This window comes from Microbacterium halimionae, assembly GCF_011761265.1.
In the GTDB taxonomy this organism is placed as follows: domain Bacteria; phylum Actinomycetota; class Actinomycetes; order Actinomycetales; family Microbacteriaceae; genus Microbacterium; species Microbacterium halimionae.
The window spans coordinates 1109488-1131182 of sequence record NZ_JAAOZB010000002.1 but is presented as its reverse complement, the minus strand read 5'-3'; the positions used below and the strand labels follow the sequence as shown (position 1 = coordinate 1131182).

20 protein-coding genes are annotated in these 21695 nt (G+C 59.9%); 13 read left to right on the top strand and 7 right to left on the bottom strand.

The window, feature by feature from the left end; translation table 11 throughout:
- The first annotated feature begins 38 nt into the window (after positions 1 to 38).
- The 7 genes from dnaE to FHS06_RS13175 all read left to right on the top strand — a co-directional run bounded on the left by dnaE (position 39) and on the right by FHS06_RS13175 (position 8872).
- Positions 39 to 3557 (top strand): DNA polymerase III subunit alpha, encoded by a 3519-nt coding sequence (gene dnaE / locus FHS06_RS13205; protein WP_167050009.1) that lies wholly within the window; start codon positions 39 to 41, stop codon positions 3555 to 3557.
- 72 nt (positions 3558 to 3629) lie between these two features.
- The gene (locus tag FHS06_RS13200) at positions 3630 to 4715 is read left to right on the top strand and encodes a hypothetical protein (protein ID WP_208388173.1); all 1086 of its coding nucleotides are present in this window, start codon (positions 3630 to 3632) and stop codon (positions 4713 to 4715) included.
- A complete protein-coding gene (gene hisD / locus FHS06_RS13195; RefSeq protein ID WP_167050007.1) occupies positions 4715 to 6016 on the top strand; it encodes a histidinol dehydrogenase in 1302 nt (433 codons plus the stop codon). The genes FHS06_RS13200 and hisD overlap by 1 nt, the downstream gene beginning before the upstream one ends.
- A gap of 3 nt (positions 6017 to 6019) precedes the next feature.
- Positions 6020 to 6496: a transcriptional regulator NrdR gene (nrdR, locus tag FHS06_RS13190; protein WP_167050005.1), complete on the top strand. Its 477-nt coding sequence runs from the start codon at positions 6020 to 6022 to the stop codon at positions 6494 to 6496.
- A 7-nt stretch (positions 6497 to 6503) separates the two neighbouring features.
- Positions 6504 to 7526 carry a quinone-dependent dihydroorotate dehydrogenase gene (locus tag FHS06_RS13185; protein WP_167050003.1) on the top strand — a complete coding sequence of 341 codons (1023 nt, stop codon included), beginning with the start codon at positions 6504 to 6506 and terminating at the stop codon, positions 7524 to 7526.
- A gap of 60 nt (positions 7527 to 7586) precedes the next feature.
- Entirely contained in the window at positions 7587 to 8120 is a 534-nt protein-coding gene (locus FHS06_RS13180; protein ID WP_167050001.1) for a hypothetical protein, read from the top strand.
- Positions 8108 to 8872, top strand: coding sequence for a hypothetical protein (locus FHS06_RS13175; protein WP_167049999.1), 765 nt, complete (start codon positions 8108 to 8110; stop codon positions 8870 to 8872). The genes FHS06_RS13180 and FHS06_RS13175 overlap by 13 nt, the downstream gene beginning before the upstream one ends.
- Positions 8873 to 8875: 3 nt before the next feature.
- On the opposite strand, the gene FHS06_RS13170 is transcribed toward FHS06_RS13175, so the two are convergent.
- A complete protein-coding gene (locus tag FHS06_RS13170) occupies positions 8876 to 9451 on the bottom strand; it encodes a DUF3043 domain-containing protein (RefSeq protein ID WP_310734822.1) in 576 nt (191 codons plus the stop codon).
- Between the two features lie 49 nt (positions 9452 to 9500).
- Between FHS06_RS13170 and FHS06_RS13165 the strand changes: the two genes are divergently transcribed.
- The 6 genes from FHS06_RS13165 to FHS06_RS13140 all read left to right on the top strand — a co-directional run bounded on the left by FHS06_RS13165 (position 9501) and on the right by FHS06_RS13140 (position 15404).
- On the top strand, positions 9501 to 10895 hold the full coding sequence (locus tag FHS06_RS13165; RefSeq protein WP_167049995.1) for a dipeptidase: 1395 nt from the start codon (positions 9501 to 9503) through the stop codon (positions 10893 to 10895).
- Between the two features lie 80 nt (positions 10896 to 10975).
- Positions 10976 to 11341, top strand: a complete 366-nt coding sequence (gene erpA, locus FHS06_RS13160) for an iron-sulfur cluster insertion protein ErpA (RefSeq protein WP_167049993.1) — start codon at positions 10976 to 10978, stop codon at positions 11339 to 11341.
- A 172-nt stretch (positions 11342 to 11513) separates the two neighbouring features.
- Positions 11514 to 12404, top strand: coding sequence for an aa3-type cytochrome oxidase subunit II (gene ctaC, locus FHS06_RS13155; RefSeq protein WP_167050360.1), 891 nt, complete (start codon positions 11514 to 11516; stop codon positions 12402 to 12404).
- 2 nt (positions 12405 to 12406) lie between these two features.
- Entirely contained in the window at positions 12407 to 14167 is a 1761-nt protein-coding gene (ctaD, locus tag FHS06_RS13150) for an aa3-type cytochrome oxidase subunit I (protein ID WP_167049991.1), read from the top strand.
- Positions 14168 to 14169: 2 nt separating this feature from the next.
- Complete coding sequence (locus tag FHS06_RS13145; protein WP_167049989.1) at positions 14170 to 14604, top strand: cytochrome c oxidase subunit 4; 435 nt, start codon at positions 14170 to 14172, stop codon at positions 14602 to 14604.
- 5 nt (positions 14605 to 14609) lie between these two features.
- Positions 14610 to 15404, top strand: a complete 795-nt coding sequence (locus FHS06_RS13140) for a PP2C family protein-serine/threonine phosphatase (RefSeq protein WP_167049987.1) — start codon at positions 14610 to 14612, stop codon at positions 15402 to 15404.
- Positions 15405 to 15410: 6 nt separating this feature from the next.
- Here the strand turns inward: FHS06_RS13140 and FHS06_RS13135 are convergent, their stop codons facing one another.
- The 6 genes from FHS06_RS13135 to ctaE form a co-directional block, all read right to left on the bottom strand.
- Positions 15411 to 15824, bottom strand: a complete 414-nt coding sequence (locus FHS06_RS13135; protein ID WP_167049985.1) for a rhodanese-like domain-containing protein — start codon at positions 15822 to 15824, stop codon at positions 15411 to 15413.
- A 68-nt stretch (positions 15825 to 15892) separates the two neighbouring features.
- Complete coding sequence (gene hpxO, locus FHS06_RS13130; protein WP_167049983.1) at positions 15893 to 17074, bottom strand: FAD-dependent urate hydroxylase HpxO; 1182 nt, start codon at positions 17072 to 17074, stop codon at positions 15893 to 15895.
- Between the two features lie 126 nt (positions 17075 to 17200).
- Entirely contained in the window at positions 17201 to 19033 is a 1833-nt protein-coding gene (qcrB, locus tag FHS06_RS13125) for a cytochrome bc1 complex cytochrome b subunit (RefSeq protein ID WP_167049981.1), read from the bottom strand.
- Positions 19030 to 20088: a cytochrome bc1 complex Rieske iron-sulfur subunit gene (qcrA, locus tag FHS06_RS13120; protein WP_167049979.1), complete on the bottom strand. Its 1059-nt coding sequence runs from the start codon at positions 20086 to 20088 to the stop codon at positions 19030 to 19032. The genes qcrB and qcrA overlap by 4 nt, the downstream gene beginning before the upstream one ends.
- 41 nt (positions 20089 to 20129) lie before the next feature.
- On the bottom strand, positions 20130 to 20933 hold the full coding sequence (gene qcrC / locus FHS06_RS13115; RefSeq protein WP_167049977.1) for a cytochrome bc1 complex diheme cytochrome c subunit: 804 nt from the start codon (positions 20931 to 20933) through the stop codon (positions 20130 to 20132).
- Positions 20934 to 20954: 21 nt separating this feature from the next.
- Positions 20955 to 21581: an aa3-type cytochrome oxidase subunit III gene (ctaE, locus tag FHS06_RS13110; protein ID WP_167049975.1), complete on the bottom strand. Its 627-nt coding sequence runs from the start codon at positions 21579 to 21581 to the stop codon at positions 20955 to 20957.
- Positions 21582 to 21695 lie beyond the last annotated feature (114 nt).

Here is a 21695-nt window from a genome sequence, read left to right as displayed (position 1 = left end):
CTCGAGCCGGTGACGTAGACGCAACGTAGAATCGGGTGGTGGCATCCGACTCTTTCGTACACCTGCACGTGCATAGCGAGTATTCGATGCTCGATGGTGCAGCTCGCATCGGCCCCATGGTCAAGGAAGCGGCGCGACTTGAGATGCCGGCACTCGCGGTCACGGACCATGGCAACACGTTTGCTGCCTACGAGTTCTATAAGACAGCGAAGGATGCCGGGATCAAACCGATCATCGGTATCGAGGCTTATGTCACGCCGGGCACCCACCGCAGCGATAAGTCGCGCGTTCGCTGGGGCGGCCCGGAGCAAAATAGTGACGACGTCTCCGGTGCCGGCGCGTATACCCACATGACGTTGCTGTCTCATTCGACGCAGGGCATGCATAACCTCTTTCGACTCTCATCGCTGGCCAGCCTTGAGGGCTACTACTTCAAGCCCCGCATGGACCGCGAGCTGCTGCAGAAATATTCCGACGGTCTCATCGCGACCACCGGTTGCCCGTCGGGTGAAGTGCAAACGCGCCTGCGGCTCGGGCAGTACGACGCGGCGCGCGCTGCCGCGGCAGAGTTTCAAGACATCTTCGGCAAAGAGAATTACTTTGCCGAAATCATGGATCACGGCCTCTCGATCGAACGTCGAGTCATGAGCGATCTCGTCAAAATATCGAAGGATCTCGATATTCCGCTCCTCGCCACGAACGACTTGCACTACACGCATCAGCACGAGTCGACGAGCCACGCAGCGCTCCTTTGCGTGCAGTCAGGAACAACCCTCGACGACCCCAAGCGATTCAAGTTCGACGGCGACGGCTACTACGTCAAAACTGCAGCCGAGATGCGTCAGATCTTTCGCGACTACCCCGAAGCGTGCGACAACACGCTGTTGATCGCCGAGCGGTCTGAGGTTGAGTTCAACACGAGCGCGAACTACATGCCTCGATATCCGGTTCCTGATGGCGAAACCGAAGAGTCATGGTTCGTCAAAGAAGTCGAGAACGGTCTCAACTTCCGGTATCCCGGTGGGATTCCCGACGCGGTGCGAAAGCAAGCCGAGTACGAAACCGGCGTCATCGTGCAGATGGGGTTCCCGGGCTACTTCCTCGTCGTCGCCGACTTCATCAACTGGGCGAAAGACAACGGCATCCGTGTCGGCCCGGGCCGTGGATCGGGTGCAGGTTCGATGGCCGCGTATGCCATGCGCATCACGGACCTTGACCCTCTCCAGCACGGTCTGATCTTCGAGCGCTTCTTGAACCCCGATCGTGTCTCGATGCCCGACTTCGACGTCGACTTCGACGATCGTCGCCGTGGCGAAGTCATCCAGTACGTCACCGAAAAATATGGCGACGACCGCGTGGCTCAGATCGTCACATACGGCACGATTAAGGCCAAGCAGGCTCTGAAAGATGCTGGTCGGGTCCTCGGATTTCCGTTCAGCATGGGTGAGCGCCTGACGAAGGCGATGCCGCCACCCGTTATGGGCAAAGATATGCCGCTCGGCGGCATGTTCGACAAGGATCACCCGCGCTTCAAGGAGGCAGGGGAATTCCGCACTCTCATCGAGACCGATCCCGAAGCCAAAACGGTGTTCGATACCGCCGTTGGTCTTGAAAACCTGAAGCGCCAGTGGGGTGTGCACGCGGCCGGCGTCATCATGTCGAGCGAACCTTTGCTGGACATCATCCCCATCATGCGTCGTGAGCAGGATGGACAGATCGTCACGCAGTTTGACTATCCGTCCTGTGAGTCGCTCGGTCTCATCAAAATGGACTTCTTGGGGCTGCGAAACCTCACGATCATCAACGACGCTCTCGACAACATCGAGGCGAACCGCGGTGAACCCCTCGTGCTCGAAGAGCTCACTTTTGACGATCGCGAAGCGTACGAGCTTCTCTCCCGAGGCGACACTCTCGGAGTCTTCCAGCTCGATGGTGGGCCCATGCGCTCTCTCTTGCGCTTGATGAAACCCGACAACTTCGAAGATATTTCGGCTGTCATCGCGCTCTATCGACCGGGCCCGATGGGTGCAAACTCCCACATCAACTACGCCCTGCGAAAAACCGGACAGCAAGACATCACGCCGATCCACCCCGAGCTCGAAGAAGCCCTCGAAGAGGTACTCAGTACGAGCTATGGCCTCATCATCTACCAAGAGCAGGTGATGGCGATCGCGCAGAAGGTCGCAGGCTTCACGCTGGGCCAGGCTGACATTTTGCGCCGGGCCATGGGTAAGAAGAAGAAGTCGGAGCTGGATAAACAGTTCGAAGGCTTCGAGGGCGGCATGAAGGCCAACGGCTATTCGGATGCCGCGGTCAAAACCCTCTGGGACATCCTGCTGCCGTTCTCCGACTACGCCTTCAACAAGGCGCACTCCGCGGCATACGGCCTCATCGCATATTGGACCGCGTACCTCAAGGCTCACTATCCGGCCGAATACATGGCCGCCCTCCTCACGAGCGTCGGCGACTCGAAAGACAAGCTCGCGGTGTATCTCAATGAGTGCCGTCGCATGGGAATCAAGGTTCTGCCGCCCGACGTGGGCGAATCGATCCGCTATTTTGCCGCCGTCGGCGAGGACATCCGTTTCGGCCTCGGTGCGGTTCGAAACGTCGGTGCCAACGTCGTCGATGGAATTGTGAAAGCGCGCGCTGATGACAGCTTTGTGAGCTTCCACGACTTCTTGACCAAAGTTCCGTTGCACGTTGCGAACAAACGCACGGTTGAGTCGCTGATCAAAGCCGGAGCTTTCGACTCGCTCGGGTCAACGCGTCGGGCACTTTTGGAGATACACGAGGATGCCACCGAGGCCGCTGTCGAGACGAAGCGAAAGGCCGCGACGGGAGCTATCGGCTTTGATTTCGACAGTCTGTATGACGAGACCGAAGAGATCATGCCCGCGAAGGTTCCGGAGCGCCCCGAGTGGACGAAGAAAGACAAGCTCGCTTTCGAGCGCGAGATGCTCGGACTTTACGTTTCGGACCACCCGCTGGCAGGACTTGAAGTTCCGCTCGCGAAACACGCTTCGCTTTCAATTCACAATCTGCTGGCGTCGGAAGATCTCACAGATGGTGACCAGGTCACGATCGCGGGTCTTGTGACCAGTGTCCAGCACAGGGTCGCCAAACAAAGTGGCAACCCTTACGGCATGATCACCGTCGAAGACTTCAATGGTGAGATCACTGTGATGTTCATGGGCAAGACCTACACCGAATTCGCGCCGATGCTCGTGGCAGACGCCATCCTGGTCGTGCGTGGAAGGGTTTCGCGACGCGACGACGGTATGAACCTGCACGCGCAGTCGGCGTTTTCGCCTGACCTCGGGTCGATGGACGCTTCGGGTCCGCTCGTGCTTTTGCTCCCCGAGAGTCGCGCGACAGAAGGCGTTGTGCGAGACCTCGCCTCGGTGCTCGGGCGCCATTCCGGCGACACCGAAGTGACGCTGAAGCTGCACAAGGGGTCGATCGCGAAGGTCTTTGAGGTGCCCCATCCTGTCCGCGTCACAGCTGACCTCTTTGGTGATCTGAAGGGCCTGCTCGGCCCGAACTGCCTTGGCTGATCTCGGGGATTGAGCCACGGCGCGGGTAAGATCAAAACCGGTGCGAAATCGCATCGAATGGAGGGATTTTTCGTGACGAATGAAGAACGAGACGCCGCGGTTCCGACTGACGACGTAACCCAGGCTGGCGAGCAGTCAGCTGAGGCCCCCACGAGCGCGGCCCCCGCTGAGGCGGCGGCACCGGGTGAGGTCACTGACACAGCTATTGCTGAAGAAGCTGTCGCTGAATATGCCGAGGCCGAGGAGCCCACTTCGGCTCCGGTTGCGGCGAGTACGCCGAGTGTCGATGACGTGCAGTATGGCGTCGGTCCTTTTTCTGTTCGCGAGATCGCGCTCACGTCGGTGTGGTTCGTTGCTTTCATCGTGTCGTTCTTTTCTGTCGCGAGTGTCGGCTTCAACTCGGTATGGACTTCGGGTCTTTCCTGGATTCTTACCATCGGACTCCCGACTCTTGCTGTCATCCTGATTGTGATGCGTCGGCTTTCTCCCGAGGGCATCCGTCGTGTCGGTTCGCTTGGCATCGACCAGTTCGCGTCGGTCGCATTTTCTGTTTCGGCAATGCTCTGGCTTCAGATGGTCTGGGACTCGGTTTCGTTCGCAGTCCAGGGTGGACCGATGCTGCACTCATGGGTCGCATGGGTAGAGCTGGTTCTCATGGCCGGCGGAGTGGTGCTGACAGTGTTCGCGCCCTTCCTCCCGACGCTGAAGGAAGATTTTGCTGGACGCCCGGAAGCACCCGCGCACCGCAATGCGCGCGCCGTCCGCAAGATCATTGCGCGTCCTCGTCCCGAACCGCGTCCGGCACCGGCCCCTGTCTACGCCGCCCCGGCTGCCGTATCTGAGCCGTCCAACGAGGCGGTAACCGATGCGTATGCGCCTGACGCATTTACATCGTTGAGTTCTGAGTCGCCGAGCAATGAAGCAGCTCCCGCTGCTGAAGATCTCACCACCACCGTTCAGCCCACGGCGCACCAGGCCTTCTGGGCGTTGTCTCCGGTGGAACGTGACGTTCTCGATGTGCAGGGTAATCCGATCTTCAGTGTCGGCCCGACCGCATGGGCACTCGTCATCGAAGATCGCGGCGAAGTCTTTGTCGTACGCCATGAAGATGGTCGCGTTGGCTTCTTGCACGACGTCTCTGGAATCACGCGCGGCTGATGCTGCGCACCATTGACCTGCGTGGGCGGGTGCTCTCGACATCCGAGTTGCTTGCAATCGTTCCTCGGGCGCACGCCGCGCGAGAGCTCGCCTTGACGACAGCGCGAACGATCGTTGACGATGTCGCGGCTCGTGGTGAGGCGGCACTTCGCGAGCAAGCCGAGAGATTTGACGGATGCCTCGGGCACGCGATTCGCGTTCCGCAAGCTCATCTCGACGAGGCGTTAGAAGAACTATCCGATGACGTTCGCGGTGCACTTAAAGAAGCGATTGCGCGAGTGCGGGTCGCGTCAGCGGCCCAAGTGCCTGAGCGCACCACGACTGAGCTTTCGTCGGGTGCTCAGGTGGTTCAGCGTTGGCAGCCCGTGCGCCGCGTAGGTCTGTACGTGCCGGGTGGTAAAGCCGTGTATCCGTCGAGCGTTGTGATGAACGTCGTTCCGGCGCAGGTCGCTGGCGTGTCGGAGGTCGTTGTTGCTTCGCCCCCACAACGAGAGCACAACGGTCGTGTGCACCCAGTGATTCTTGCTGCAGCAAAGCTTCTCGACGTCACAGAGGTTTACGCCATGGGAGGCGCGGGTGCCATCGGCGCTCTCGCCCACGGCGTTCTAGACATCGGTCTTGAGCCCGTCGATGTTGTGACAGGGCCCGGTAACAACTTCGTCGCTGCAGCCAAGCGCGTTGTGTCCGGCGTCGTCGGCACTGACTCCGAGGCGGGCGCCACCGAGATTCTGATCGTGGCTGATAGCGAAGCCAACCCCGGGCTTGTTGCGGCTGACCTCATCAGCCAAGCGGAGCACGATGAGCAAGCATCGGCTGTGCTCGTGACCAACTCGATCGAGCTTGCTGATTCAGTTGCCGTTGAGCTTGCAAATCGTGTGCCGCGAACACGTCACAGCGAACGAGTCGCAGTGGCATTCGCGGGGGAGCAGTCCGCCATCGTTCTCGTCGACGATCATGAAACCGCGGCAGCCTTCAGTAACGCGTACGCCCCCGAGCACCTCGAACTCCACCTCGCCGAGCCTCGTGTTGATGACTTCGTCAACGCGGGAGCCATTTTCGTCGGGGCAGACTCACCGGTGAGCCTTGGCGACTACTTGGCGGGGAGCAATCACGTCTTGCCAACTGGCGGGCAAGCGCGATACGCCGCCGGGCTTTCGGCTATGACTTTTCTTCGCCCGCAGCAGGTAATTTCGTACGACCACGCCGCCCTTTCGGCCGTGCGCGCGCACATCGTGTCGCTGGCCAATGCTGAGGCGCTTCCCGCTCACGGCGAAGCCATTGACGCTCGATTCGAGGGCTGAAAAATGCACTGTCCGTTCTGCCGCCACCCTGATTCGAGAGTCATCGATTCCCGCACGAGCGATGACGGCCTCAGCATCCGTCGTCGTCGCCAGTGCCCCGAATGCGGTGGACGCTTTACAACTATCGAGACAGCAAGTCTGAACGTCATCAAACGTTCTGGAGTGGTCGAGCCGTTCAGCCGTGAAAAAGTCGCGTCCGGTGTGCGAAAAGCATGCCAGGGACGACCAGTTACTGAGGGCGATCTCGCCATGCTGGCGCAAAAAGTCGAGGAGTCGGTGCGTCAGACCGGAGCCTCGCAGATCGACACCAATGAAATCGGACTCGCAATTCTCGGCCCGTTGCGCGAACTCGACGAGGTCGCGTACTTGCGATTCGCCAGCGTGTATCAGGCGTTTGAATCGCTCGAAGACTTTGAAGCTTCGATCGGTCAGCTGCGTGCCGATCACCGCGCGGATTCCAATCCCGCCGAATCCGAATAGGAATTCGATGTACCCGCTGCTCTTCCGTCACATCCTTTCGCGCATGGACCCCGAGACCGCGCACCACTCGGCGATGCTTCTCATCCGAGTGCTTGGTGTTGCACCTTTTTCTTGGGCGGTGCGGAGCTTTACTCGGCCAGCAGAGTCATTGCGCGTCGACGCCCTCGGCTTGACGTTTGATTCCCCCTTCGGCGTCGCCGCGGGATTCGATAAAGATGCGATCGGCACCGCAGGGCTCTACGCATTCGGATTCGGACACGTCGAGGTGGGAACCGTCACAGCGCTCGCACAAGGCGGCAACCCGAAGCCTCGCCTCTTTCGCCTGATCCCCGACCGTGCCGTCATCAACCGCATGGGCTTCAACAATCATGGTGCTCAGGCTGCCGCAGTGCGGCTCACGAAGCTTCGCCGCAAGCGCCAGCGCGCTGTTCTCGGTGTAAACATCGGCAAGAGTCGCGTTGTCGATGTTGCCGACGCAACCCTCGATTATGTGAGAAGCACTCGGCTTCTCGCACCTCTTGCTGACTACCTTGTTGTGAATGTGTCTTCACCCAACACGCCTGGGCTCCGAGGGCTGCAGGCGATCGACACGCTTCGTCCATTGCTTGAGGCTGTGCGCGATGCCTCCGGCTCAACCCCGCTTCTGGTGAAGATTGCTCCTGACCTTCCCGATGACGAGGTCGAAGCAGTATCTCGCCTCGCGGTAGATGTGGGACTTTCGGGCCTTATCGCAACGAATACCACGCTGAGTCGAGATGCGCTTACGACCGACGCTGCGATCGTCGCTGCAGCCGGGGCGGGCGGGCTCTCGGGGGCGCCGCTTAAGTCACGCGCCCTCGAAGTGTTGCGTGTCGTTCGAGGTGTTGTCCCGTCGGATTTCTGCGTCATCTCGGTGGGTGGTGTGGAAACTGCCGATGACGTTCAGGAACGACTGGATGCCGGCGCAACCCTCGTGCAGGGGTACACAGCGTTTCTCTATCGTGGTCCGCTTTGGGCGCGACAGATCAACCGTGGACTTGTCGCAAACTAATCAGCGGGCACGCTGTGGATAATTCTGCGGCGCTGAGAGGCTGCGTTGTACCGTGGGCCCGTGAATTCACGGACCATGACAGCGCTGACGATCGCTCTCGCCGTCGCACTCGGCGTCAGCGGCTGCGTTGCGACTCCGGAAATCCCGGAAGAGACCACGGCCGCCTGGACCGAGGCAGAAGCCTTCGCCGCGGCCGAGGAAACCTATCGTTCCTATGTTGATGCCCTGAACGAGGTTGATCTCAGCGACCCCGACACCTTTGAAACGGTATACGCCTGGACAACCGGTGATGCCAATACTGGCGCGCGTGAGTCTTTCAGCCAGATGCACGCCGATGGGCTGACTGTCGGTGGCGAATCGATTGTGAGGAATGTTTCGCAAATTAGCGCGTCGGACAGTCGCACGACGATTGTTGCTTGCCTCGACGTAGCGGCTGTGACCCTGGTCGATCCTTCGGGCGAGTCGACGGTCGCTGCAGATCGCCCAGATATCCAAATTGTTCGGGTCGACACTGTGCCTGATCAACACAGCGCGAGCGGTCAGCTGATCGAACTCCTCGACGGGTATGAGGACGACTCAATATGTGGCCTTTGATCCTGATCGCTAGCTTTGTCGTTCCGATATCAACCGGCTCGTGCGGCGGGGGTGCGCCCTGGGACAGCTATTGCCATTCTTCGTCCGACGGGTCACAGGTGGATGTCGGGGCTGGCAGCACTATTCCGGGGAACGGAGACGGTTCAGCGGGAGGCAGTGGCAGCGACAGCGGCGGGGGCGGCGCGAATCAGCAGGATTCACCCGCCGAGGCAATGCCAGAATGCACGACCGAGCTGTGTCGTGGCGGTTACATGGTCGTTGGGCTTCCCGACGTGACCCTTGCCGATATCGCGTCGTTCGTGCCGGCTCGGCCGACGCTCGGGGGAGAGCCCGCGGGGCTCGGGGTCGTTGCCATGCCGACAAACGTCGTGGCATCGGCAACCGAGCAGCGAATGGCGGGAACAGTGCTCGACTACGACGTCACAGTGCGCTTTGTGCCCCAGCGTTTCGTCTTCGACTACGGCGACGGATCGACAAATGCAGCCCAAACCGGCGGTAGCTCGTGGCAACAGCTCGGCCAACCAGACTTCACATCGACGCCGACGAGCCATGCCTATCGTGCAGCAGGCACCTATACTGCGAGTGTCACCGTCGAATACGCGGCGTCCGTCGACTTTGGCTCCGGCACCTGGCGTGCTGTCCCCGGCATCGTTGAGTCGACGGCGTCAGGCTACGGCATCCGCGTTGTCGAGGTTCATACAGCGCTCGTAGACAATACCTGCCAAGAGAATCCAGCCGGGGTTGGGTGCTGAAAATCAGACGGGGTACTGTCCGCGCTTGACCTGAGCCTTCGGAAGACGCATGAAGCGCATCTGGATGGTGCGCATTGCGCCATACCAGCCGAGGCCCTTCTCCATACGGTCGCCCCAGCGAGCGCGCGCGCGACGCTTAATGCGTATGGAGGTGAAGACCATGTCGCCGATCACAAAAATGACGTAGACCCACAGCGCCAAGAACGACCAGTACTGCAGCAACTGGATCTGCACGAACGTGATGAGAATGACGAGCACCATGAAGGGCATAACGCCCTCACCAATGTGCCAACCGGCGTCGATGAAGTCGCGAACATACTTTCGCTGCGGCCCCTTGTCACGCACCGGAAGGTAGCGGTCATCGCCGGCAGCCATCCCGATACGCGCCTTCTCTCGCTGCGCTGCGAGCTCAGCTTTCGCGCGGGCTTTCGCTTCCTTGGTGTTGGCGACGAGCGGACGCTTTCGCGCAGCTTCTTGCTCGGCGCGGGACGGCGTTGGCCGACCCTTTCCCGACGTTGTGTCGGTCGGTTCAGACGTCGGTGCGTCCTTCGGTGCGGGGGCGGCAGAAGAGGTGGCCACGGGAAGATCCTCAGATCGTTGGAAAACGGGTGCAATTAAGATTACCCGCATGACCTTTGAGTACACCCGAGAACAAGCTGTTCGCGAAAGCGCTCACTCCGCGATTCCGACGGCTCTGGCTGATTTGGGCGCGCTGGTGCGCATTCCCTCCATCGCGTGGCCGGCATTCGATCAGTCTCAGTTGCGCCGCAGCGCCGACTCTGTCGCGGCTCTGGCGGAGAGCACCGGAATCTTCGACAGCGTCGAGGTGACATCGGCCGCCATCCCGGGTACAGATGAGCACGGTCAGCCCGCAGTCCTCGCCACTCGTGCTGCGCGAAACGGACGCCCAACTGTATTGCTGTACGCGCACCACGACGTGCAGCCCCACGGTGACGACGCTCTGTGGGACTCGCCACCCTTTGAGCCCACGGTGCGCGACGGCCGCCTCTACGGGCGCGGAGCCGCCGACGACAAAGCTGGGATCATGGTGCACATTGCCGCGTTGCGCGCAGTGAAAGAAGCAATCGGCGACGATCTTGATCTCGGCGTAGCGCTCTTCATCGAGGGAGAAGAAGAGTACGGCTCACGGTCTTTCGGCCAGTTCCTCTCCGACAACGCCGACGCACTTCGAAGTGATGTCATCGTCGTCGCTGACTCCGGCAACTGGGACGTTGACACCCCGGCGCTCACGGTTTCGTTGCGGGGGAACGCTCGTTTCACGCTGCGCGTGCGGACCCTTGACCATGCGTCGCATTCCGGAATGTTCGGGGGAGTGGTGCCGGACGCGATGATGGCGACAGTGAAGCTCCTCTCGACGCTGTGGGATGACGACGGCTCTGTTGCAGTTAAGGGCCTCCACGAGCGGGATGCCGAAACTCCGGAGTACAGCGAGGAAACTCTGCGCGACGAAGCGGGACTTCCCGCGGGCGTGAAGCCGATCGGCACAGGTTCGCTGCTCGGTCGCATTTGGAACAAGCCATCGATCACTATTACCGGCATCGACGCGACGAGTGTGGCCTCGGCATCCAACACGCTCGCGCCGGAAGTCACCGTCGTCATCAGTGCTCGGGTCGCGCCCGGTCAACAAGCCGACGACGCATACGCCGCGATTGAAGAGCATTTGCGCGCACACGCGCCTTTCGGTGCGGAGCTCGAATTCTCTGATGTCGACTGTGGCGACGCGTTCCTCGTAGATACGAGCGGGTGGGCCGTGGAACTCGCCCGTGACGCTCTCGGTCGTGGATACGGGAAGGATGCCGTCGATGTGGGCGTAGGCGGCTCGATCCCCTTCATTTCTGATCTTGTGCGTGAATTTCCGGGCGCTCAGATTCTCGTGACTGGTGTGGAAGACCCTCATACGAGAGCCCATAGTCCAAATGAGTCGCTGCACCTTGAGACCTTTCGGCGCGCGGTGCTCTCAGAAGCACTGCTCCTCGCGGGGCTCGACGCGCGGACAATGTAGACCGGCCCATCGCTGGCACTCGCGGCGTACAATCGAGACATCCCGCCTTTCGCGGCCAAATTCTCGAGATGGAGTGTGACATGACCGACACCGCACTGTCGCCCGACCTGCAGACCCGCCCGCACGGCGTTGGCCTGACCGACGCTGCCGCCGCGAAGGTGAAGAGCCTGCTCGATCAGGAAGGACGCGACGACCTTCGTCTGCGCGTCGCAGTTCAGCCCGGTGGTTGTTCCGGCCTGATTTACCAGCTCTACTTCGACGAGCGTTACCTCGAAGGTGACCAGGCTGTCGACTTCGGTGGCGTTGAAGTCATCGTCGACGACATGAGCGTTCCGTACCTCGACGGCGCCAACATCGACTTCAAGGACACGATCGCGGAGCAGGGCTTCACGATCGACAACCCGAACGCTCAGGGGTCCTGCGCATGTGGTGACAGCTTCCACTAAGCAATCTTTTTCTTCGCCACTTTTGGGGCGGTCGAACGCGGAATCTCCCGCTACGACCGCCCCAAACTTGAAAATCGGCCTGGGCGCATGGCCTGAATCCAGTGTGAGGTTGCCGTAGACTGGGCGAAGCTACAATTCTTACCCGGAAAGGTGCCCCGTGCAGTCGAAACGAGTGCCTCCCAAGAGTCGCATCCGCTGGGCAGCTTTGCCCCTCGGACTGGCCGCAGTTGCCGTCCTTGCAGGATGCAGCCCTACGGAGCTCCATGGCTTCCTTCCCGGATTCGTCGAAGACGGAACCCCGGCGACGAATCAGACCGACATGGTCGCTGGCCTTTGGGTCAACTCCTGGCTCGTGTTGCTGGGTGTAGGCGTCATCACCTGGGGTCTCATGCTCTGGGCGATGATCGCCTACCGTCGCCGCAAAGGCCAGACCGGCCTTCCGGTACAGATGCGTTACAACATGCCGATCGAGATCTTCTACACGGTCGTGCCCCTCATTCTTGTCATCGGTCTCTTCGCGTTCACGGCGCGGGATCAGACGATCCTTGAAACGCAGACCGAAGACCCCGACGTGTCGATCATCGCGATTGGCAAGCAGTGGGCGTGGGACTTCCAGTACAACGGCGACGCCGAAGACGGTTCGGATGCTGTCTGGTCGATGGGCATTCAGGCCCAGTACGACGGTGCCGGCAACGTTGACGAGTCGCAGCTTCCGACGCTCTACATGCCGGTGGATCAAACCGTGCAGATTCAGCTTGAGTCGCGCGATGTGATCCACTCCTTCTGGATCATTGACTTCCTGTACAAGAAAGACATGTACATCGGCAAAGAGAACTTCTGGTCGTTCACACCGACCCGCGAGGGGACCTACGCCGGTAAGTGTGCTGAGCTCTGCGGCGAGTACCACTCCGCCATGCTCTTCAACGTCAAGGTCGTGAGCGCGGACGAGTATGAAAGCTACCTTGCGTCGCTTCGTGCCGAAGGTCAGACGGGCAACATCAACGACCAATACGACCGGCTCTCGAACCTGCCGGGCACTGGATCCACTGAAGGAGACGACTGATCATGGCGACGACACTTCCGCCGCAAGAGAAGTCTTCTCGACCGAAGACGATCCCACCCCGCCAGGCCGCGCTTTTGACATCGTCGCGAACCGAGCAAAAGGGCAACATCATCGTCAAGTGGATTACATCCACTGACCACAAGACGATCGGGTACATGTACCTCATCGCCTCGGTGATTTTCTTCATGCTCGGCGGCGTGATGGCACTTATCATTCGTGCCGAACTGTTCGAGCCGGGCATGCAGATCGTCCCGACAAAAGAGCAGTACAACCAGCTGTTCACGATGCACGGCACGATCATGCTGCTGATGTTCGCGACTCCACTATTCGCGGGTTTTGCGAATGCCATCCTGCCGTTGCAGATCGGTGCGCCCGACGTCGCATTCCCGCGTTTGAATGCCTTCGCGTTCTGGCTGTTCTTGTTCGGCTCCACAATCGCCGTGGCTGGATTTCTCACACCGCAGGGTGCCGCTTCGTTCGGCTGGTTTGCATATCAGCCGTTGGCGAGTGCGAGCTTCACACCAGGTGCCGGAGGAAACCTGTGGATGGTTGGCCTCGGCATGAGTGGATTCGGTACGATCCTCGGTGCCGTCAACTTCATCACGACGATCATCACGATGCGTGCACCCGGAATGACGATGTGGCGCATGCCGATCTTCACCTGGAACACGCTGATTACCAGCATCCTGATTCTGATGGCGTTCCCGGTTCTCGCTGCTGCGATCTTCGCCGCCGCCGCCGACCGAATTCTCGGTGCCCACATTTATGATCCGCAAAATGGCGGAGTTCTGCTGTGGCAGCACCTGTTCTGGTTCTTCGGTCACCCCGAGGTCTACATCATCGCCCTGCCGTTCTTCGGTATCGTGTCGGAAATCTTCCCGGTATTTAGCCGCAAGCCGATTTTCGGATACAAGACTCTGGTGTACGCAACGATCTCGATCGCTGCGCTCTCCGTTGCGGTGTGGGCTCACCACATGTACGTCACCGGATCTGTGCTGCTGCCGTTCTTCGCTCTCATGACGATGCTGATCGCGGTTCCGACCGGAGTGAAGATCTTCAACTGGATCGGAACGCTCTGGCGAGGATCCGTGACGTTCGAGACGCCCATGGTGTTCTCGCTCGGATTCCTCGTGACCTTCGTCTTCGGCGGTCTGACCGGTGTGATCCTCGCGTCGCCTCCGCTCGACTTCGCGCTGTCGGACTCCTACTTCGTGGTGGCGCACTTCCACTACGTCGTGTTCGGCACTGTTGTGTTTGCGATGTTCGCGGGCTTCTACTTCTGGTGGCCGAAGTGGACCGGACGCATGCTCAACGAGCGTCTCGGCTACATACACTTCTGGTTGCTCTTCGTCGGTTTCCACATGACCTTCCTCATCCAGCACTGGCTGGGTGTCGATGGCATGGTTCGTCGCTACGCTGACTATTCCAACGCTGACGGATGGACCTGGCAGAACCAGGTTTCGACAGTCGGGGCAATGATTTTGGCCGCGTCGATGATCCCGTTCTTGTTCAACATCTGGATCACGTCTCGCAAAGCTGCAACAGTCACGGTCAACGATCCGTGGGGCTACGGAGGATCGTTGGAGTGGGCGACAAGTTGCCCGCCCCCGCGTCACAACTTCACCTCTATCCCTCGCATTCGCAGCGAGCGTCCGGCCTTTGACCTCAACCACCCCGAAGCAGCGTTGACGGTTGGCGTCGGACCCAGCAAGGATGCGCCTGACGCGCCGGTAGTGGACGCTGAAAACGGAAAGGTCAAGTAGTCGTGCGCACGAATACCAACCTCTGGTGGATTCTCGCCGGCTTCTTTTTCCTCATGGCCGTGGTGTACACGGTATGGAGTGTCATCGCGCACCCTGACCTCGCGTTTGTAAACGCGGTCGAATGGGTCGGCTCGACTGCGCTGCTCTTTGCAACGTTGATGGCTCTGATGATCGGTTTCTACGTCAACCAGGTGCACAAGGCTCAGAGCGGTGAGCTGCCCGAAGATAGCCTCACGGCAGATATCGACGACGGGGATCCCGAGATGGGCGAGTTCAGCCCGTGGTCGTGGTGGCCCATCGTACTTGCAGGATCTGCTGGTATCGCGATGATTGGCTTCGCTGTCGGTACCTGGATGGTGCCGGTTGGCGTTGGCGTCTTCGTCATCGCAATCGTGGGCTGGGTCTTCGAGTACTATCGCGGATACTTCGCGCGCTGAATACCGTGCAGCTGAGGCTCCATGCCACGGCCGTTTCTGACATCGGCGCGTTTCGGCAGACAAACCAGGACGCCGCCTTCGCGGCGCACTGGGGTGCTGCTGTGGCTGACGGCGTTGGAGGGGGTCCGTCGGGAGATATCGCATCCGCGGCTCTCGTGCAGCGGGTGGGCGCTCTTGGCGGGCGCATTGCCAACGCTGATGCTGTCACAGCGCGGATCAGTGATGCGAACTGGGATCTTCGCTCGTTAGTCGACTCGGATGCATCTCTTGAGGGCATGGCGACAACATTCACCGGGCTTTTCCTCTCGGCCTCGGGGTCGTTACTTCTCGCACATGCCGGCGATTCGCGTGGCTACTTGTTGCGTCACGGAGCTTTCACCCGAGAGACGCGGGACGACTCGTACGTTCAGGTGCTCGTCGAGCACGGTTTGCTCGCTCCTGAGGACGCCGCGTACCACCCGCGGCGCAATATCATCACGGCCTCACTCCGTGGCGCTGAGACGGATGCTGTGACAGTGACAGAGCGCGATACGCAAGTCGGGGATCGCTGGCTGCTCTGCAGCGATGGGCTCACTGACTACGTGCCAGAAGAAGAGATCGCGATCACCCTGATTCGTGCACGTGATGCTGCGTCTGCGGCATCCGCCATCGTCTCGCTCGCGCTAGAGGCTGGTACCCGGGACAACGTCACAGCAGTGGTGTGCGATGTCGCTGACGCCGGACTTTTGCCGCTCAAAGCTGACGCGTGCTACTTCGGGTCTGCGGCGAGTGTTCAAGCGCCCAATGCGCAGATCGCTTGAGTTGTTCTAGCCTTTGCCATCTCGAACCAACATCACGAGCGGGTCGAAGATTCGGGGCAAGTCGCCGTTTGAATCTTCCGTGGGTTGCCCTTCACGGGCCCAATACTCGTAGCCACCAATCATTTCTTTAACTGCGTAACCCAGCTTCGCGAATCCCCGCGCTCCCTTCGCGCCGGCGTTGCAACCTGGGCTCCAGCAGTAGACCACGACTGGCGTCGAACGCAAGATGTCTTGCGGTGCGCGTTGCTCGATATCGCGATAGGGCATGTGGAGAGCGCCTCGGATGTGGCCCTGCTGCCACGCTTCGACACTTCGCACATCGACTAACACGAAATCCAATCCCGCCTTCTGGTCGGCGTAAACGTCGCTCGGATCGGTTTCGTGTGCGAGCTTGGCATCAAAGTATGCAGTCGAGGTCATGCGGTCAGCTTAAGAGCCACCGAATGCGAGCGAGTGCCAAGATGCGCGCAATTTCTGCCGCAAGTGTGTCAGTCGAGTAGGCCGCCGCCGAGATTCACGGGGCTGCCGACGATGTTGCCGACGATGCCCTTTATGACTCCTTCGCCGGTCTCTTTCCACAGGCCGTCGTACCAGGCTTGGGTGACGGCTTCATCGTATGCGTGCGTCTCTTGGCTCCGTCGACGAGCTCGCAGCACGAGATCTCCCGCCCGCTCGCTACGGATGCGCTGGTATCGCGTGAGAGCATCTTCGACACCCATGGTGTTCGTCGCGAAAACTATGCCCAGAACAAAACTGTCCTCGAGCGCCGAGCAGGCTCCCTGGCCGATATCGGGAGCCGTGTTGTGCGCGGCATCTCCCAGAATGGCTACACGCCCGCGAACCCACGTGTGAAAGGGATCGATGTCCCAGATCTCCACACGATTGAGTGAAACTTCAGGCTCGATAGCATCGATCAGATGCTGTACGGCTGGCGCCCAACCTGCAAAGGCCTCACGGAGCGGCGCCGCGCCGTCTGAGCGGTCATAGGGGAGTCCCGAGGGCTGAGGGATGTCGCAGAAGTAGTAGAAGCGGTCGCCAGCCACCGGCATGACACTCATGCGCTTGCCATCGGCGACATAAGTGGTCCACTGGTCCAGCGCGCTCACGCGCTCGTCAACGGGGATTAGCCCGTTGAAGTTTGTGTATCCCGAGTAGCTACGCTCGATGCCGCCGCCCGTTACATAGTCGCGCGTGAGTGAACGTGCACCGTCCGCGCCGATGAGCATGTCGCCGGTTGCGGTCTCGCCATTCGCGAACGTGACAGTGACGGTGTCGTCACTCTCAGCAATCTCGACGACCTTCATGCCTAGTTGGATGTCTGCCATGCCGAACGTCTCCATTAGGAGTGCTTGAAGGTCGGCGCGTGCGACGGGGTAGGGGCGCTGGCCGGTTTTCGTCGTGACGGGTTCGAGGCTGAAACGACACATCGTCTCGCCGGTGTGGCCGTCGACGTACGACATCATGTCCATTCGGCCGCCGAGCTCTGCTACTTCGTCGGCGAGACCGAGCCAGTTGAGTACCTTAACGCCGTTTGACCAGAGCGATAGTGCCGCGCCAACAGGTTTGTTCTCTCGGATCTGGTCGTAAATGGTGACGTCGTGGCCTAGTCGCTTAAGCGCGATACCTGCGCTTGCGCCGCCGATACCTGCTCCGATGATGATGATTCGCACATACTCAACGCTATGCGGTCTCTGTCACGGGACTGTTACAGACGGCTCAGAGCGTGGCGTGATTGCACGAAAAAGGGTCAGCACCTCGATGATGAGGTGCGGACCCTTTTTCACGTTCATCGCGAGCTAACTCCGCGGATCGTCGCCGTCCGTGGCATCCTTCTTGTCGTCTTCTTTGTCATCAAGGAAAGACGGAAGAGGAAGCTCAACTTCGGCGCGAACACCGGATTCGACAACGGGTTTTCCGTCTTCGATCGCGCGCTGACGAGCTCCATCGATCTCTTCGGCCTCTTCGTGCGCAATATCGTCAAGCGTGTGGTGCTGGTGCGCCACAGCCTCGTCGAGCTCGGCCTGGGTGACGGGGGACAGGCGATCCTCGAAAAACCAACGCGACAGTGATGCGCGAACGTTCTGGTGCCAGGGGATGTTGCCCTTGTCATTGGGACGCACGACCAGCGGGGCGTATGTCTCGAAGTCAACAAGCTTCCAGCGTTCGTACTCGTCGACTGGTTGGTGAACCTCGATGTACTCGCCACCGGGAAGTCGAACGATGCGTCCCGACTCGTAACCGTGCAGCGCGATTTCACGGTCCTTCTTTTGAAGCGCAATACAGATGCGCTTCGTAACGAAGTAGGCGAGAACCGGACCGAGGATGAGGGTTGCCTGCAGAACGTGTATGACACCTTCCATCGTGACCCAGAAGTGCGTCGCAATGATGTCAGACGATGCTGCTGCCCACAGCGCGGCGTAGAACGTGACACCGGCAGCGCCGATAGCGGTTCGCGTCGCCGCGTTACGGGGACGCTGAGCGATGTGGTGCTCACGCTTGTCGCCGGTAATCCAAGCCTCAAGGAAGGGATACAGCGCAACGATCACGATGAAGACCACCAGAACCGCAAGCGGGAGGATGATGTTCCACGACCAGGTGTGTCCCCAGAAGACGCTCTCCAAGTGCGGAGGCACAAGGCGAAGCGCGCCATCCGCGAATCCGATATACCAGTCAGGTTGCGTTCCTGCCGATACCGGTGATGGATCGTACGGACCGTAGTTCCAGATCGGGTTGATCGTGAAGAGAGATGCGATCAGCACGATCACGCCGAACGTGATGAAGAAGAACCCACCCATCTTCGAGACGTATACCGGAAGCATCGGGTAACCCACGACGTTGCTGTTGGTACGAGCCGGGCCAGCAAACTGCGTGTGCTTGTTGATGATCATCAACACAAGGTGCAGCGCCAAGAGCGCTACGAGAATCGCAGGCAACAACAGGATGTGGAGCGTGTAGAGACGTCCCACAATCTGGTCACCAGGAAACTCTCCGCCAAACAGCAGATAAGAGATCCACGTGCCGATGAGCGGGATTCCTTTGACCATTCCATCGATGATGCGAAGACCGTTACCCGAGAGCAGATCGTCGGGGAGCGAGTAGCCGGTGAAGCCCTCAGCCATTGCCAACACGAACAACACGAAGCCGATGACCCAGTTGATTTCGCGAGGCTTACGGAACGCGCCAGTGAAGAACACGCGCAACATGTGGACGCCGATACCTGCCACAAATGTGAGCGCAGCCCAGTGGTGAATCTGCCGAACGAGAAGACCGCCGCGGATATCAAACGAGATACGCAGCGAAGAATCGAGCGCAGCCGACATTTCGATGCCTCGCATGGGGATGTAAGCCCCGGCGTAGTGCGTTGGCACCATTGACGCCTGGAAGAAGAACGTCAGGAACGTTCCGGAGATCAAGACAACTACGAAGCTCCAGAGTGCGATCTCGCCGAGCATGAACGACCAGTGGTCGGGAAAGATCTTCCGTCCGAGTTCCTTAACGAGTCCGGAAAGGCTTGTGCGCTCATCAATGTAGTTCGCGGCGAATCCCACGAATCGGCCGCCGAGCGGCTTTTCTTTTTCAGATCCGTCCGGCTGCTCAGTGATGGCGCCGTTGACGGTGGCGGTACTCAATGGCGCTCCCAGAAGCTCGGGCCAACAGGCTCGGTGAAGTCGCTGCGTGCGACGATATATCCCTCATCATCGACAGTGATCGGAAGCTGAGGAAGCGGACGAGCGGCGGGCCCGAAGATGACAGCGGCTCCGTTTGCGACGTCGAACTGCGATTGGTGACACGGGCACAGCAAGTGGTGTGTCTGCTGCTCGTAGAGGGCAACTGGGCAGCCGACGTGAGTGCACACTTTGGAGTACGCAACAATGCCGTCGTATGACCAGTCTTTTCGGTCATCAGCTTCGGTGAGAGTCTCCTGCGGCATCCGCACGAGCAGCACGATCGCCTTCGCTTTTTCGTCGAGGTATCCCTCTTCGTGGCTCAGGGCCGCGAGCTCTTCGGGGATGACGTGGAACGCAGATCCGAAAGTTACGTCCGACGCCTTGATCGGAATGCCGCTGGGATCGTGAGCGAGGCGCGAGCCCGCCTTCCACATGGTGTGACGCAGCAGCTCTGCTGGGTTGTCATACTGCGGCGCGAGACCGCGGAAGAGAGTCACGCCGGGGATCACAGAAGCCGCGAGAGCGGCGAACAGTGAGTTTCTGATCATCGTGCGGCGACCGAAGCCTGATTCTTCGTTCGCTACTGAGAAGACAGCGATTGCACCTTCACGCGTTGTGTCGCGACCGCGCGTGGCATGACGTGGCTCGATGTGCTCTTTGTCACTCATCACCGCTTTGGACCAGTGAATAGCACCGATGCCGATCGCGAGCAGCGCGAGCGCGATGCCGAGACCGATAAAGAGGTTGTTGTGGCGGATGCTGACCATCGAGCCGTCTTCGATCGGGAAGATCATGTAGGCAATAACTGCCCAGATGCTGCCCGCCACCGACAAGTAGAACAGGGTGTAAATCGTGCGGACAGCCCGGTTCATGGTCGCCGGATCTTTGTCCGTCAGGCGTTCACGGTGCGGGGGCAGTTCAGTGCCCTTGACAGGGTCAGGAACAGCCACCGCGAGCCCAGATTCGGGCTTCCAGGATGCCCTCTCGTGCCCGAGCGGGTCTTCCTCGTGTGCCATGGTGCTCCTCGTGCGTTGAAAGTCGGGTCAGATACGGAATGTCAGTTGGATTTCGCGGTGATCCACACCGTGAGGGCAATCAGCGTGCCGATGCCAAAGATCCAAATGAACAAGCCCTCAGATACAGGGCCGAGTGAGCCGAGTTCGAACCCGCCCGGCGACTCGGTGTTTTGCATGTACAAAAGCGCTGAAATGACGTCGCGCTTCTCGTCATCCGAGAGGTTCATGTCGTTGAAGACGGGCATGTTCTGCGGGCCGGTCACCATCGCGGCATACATGTTGAGAGCCGAGGTGCTGTGCAGGTTCGGAGCGAACTTGCCTTCGGTGAGTGCGCCGCCGGCACCGGCTACGTTGTGGCACATAGCGCAGTTGATGCGGAAGAGCTCGGCGCCGTTGGCTACGTCACCGTTGCCATCGAGAACATCTTCGTCTGGGTAGGTGGGCCCAGGGGCTACCGACTGGACGTAGGCCGCCATCGCTGCCGTCTGCTCCTCGGTGAACTGCACCGGCTTCTGCAGAGCCTGCGGGCCTTGAGCTTGCAGCGGCATACGTCCGGTCGACACCTGGAAATGAACGGCAAGCTCGCCGACGCCGTAAAGCGAAGGACCGGAGTCGGTTCCCTGTAGATCGAGACCGTGGCACGTGGCACAGTTCGCCTGGAAGAGCTTTTGGCCGTCTTCGACCGTCAAGGTCGATGCGGCGACAGAAGAATCACTGGTTGCAGCCATCGCGGCTGAAGCACCGGCGTATGCTCCGCCCGTGATGAGGAGACCGATTCCGATGAGAGCGGCTGCGGCAAGTGGGCTGCGTCTGCCGCTCTTGCGGCGTGAGTTGTGGCGTGCCATGTCGAGTTGGTACTCCGCTTTCTACTTCAGGAAGTAAATGACGATGAAGAGGGCGACCCACACGACGTCGACAAAGTGCCAGTAGTACGACACGACGATCGAAGTGGTCATCTCTTTGCGTCCAAAGTTCTTGACGGCGTAGGCGCGTCCGATGGTCAGCAAGAAGGCGATGAGGCCGCCAGTAACGTGCAGCGCGTGGAAACCAGTTGTCAGATAGAACGCTGAGGCATAGGAGCTCGACGAGATCGACATGCCTTCGGCGACGAGCTGGGAGTATTCCCACACCTGGCCGGACACGAAGATCGCGCCCAATGCAAATGTCAGGAAGAACCACTCCACCATTCCCCACTGTCGCGGGGACTTGCCTACGCGGTAGGGCTGGAACTTTTCGGCAGCAAACACACCAGCCTGGCAGGTGAACGACGATGCGATCAGAATGATCGTGTTCACGAGTGCGAACGGAACGTTCAGTAGCGATGACTCCTGCGCCCACAGCTCGGGAGAAGTGCTGCGCAGTGTGAAGTAGATCGCAAAGAGGCCAGCGAAGAACATGACTTCGCTGCCGAGCCAGACGATTGTGCCCACCGCAACGGGATCTGGGCGCTTTACTGTGCGCAGAGCCTGGTTATACGTCGCTTGGGTCGTCACATTCTTATTATGACCGAAGTTCGGGACCGAGTCTCGCACCTCGACCTCCGATTTACCCGTGCTGCGCACTTACGATCGCCTAAGAGCTACCCATGAACTTGCTTCATGCCGCTG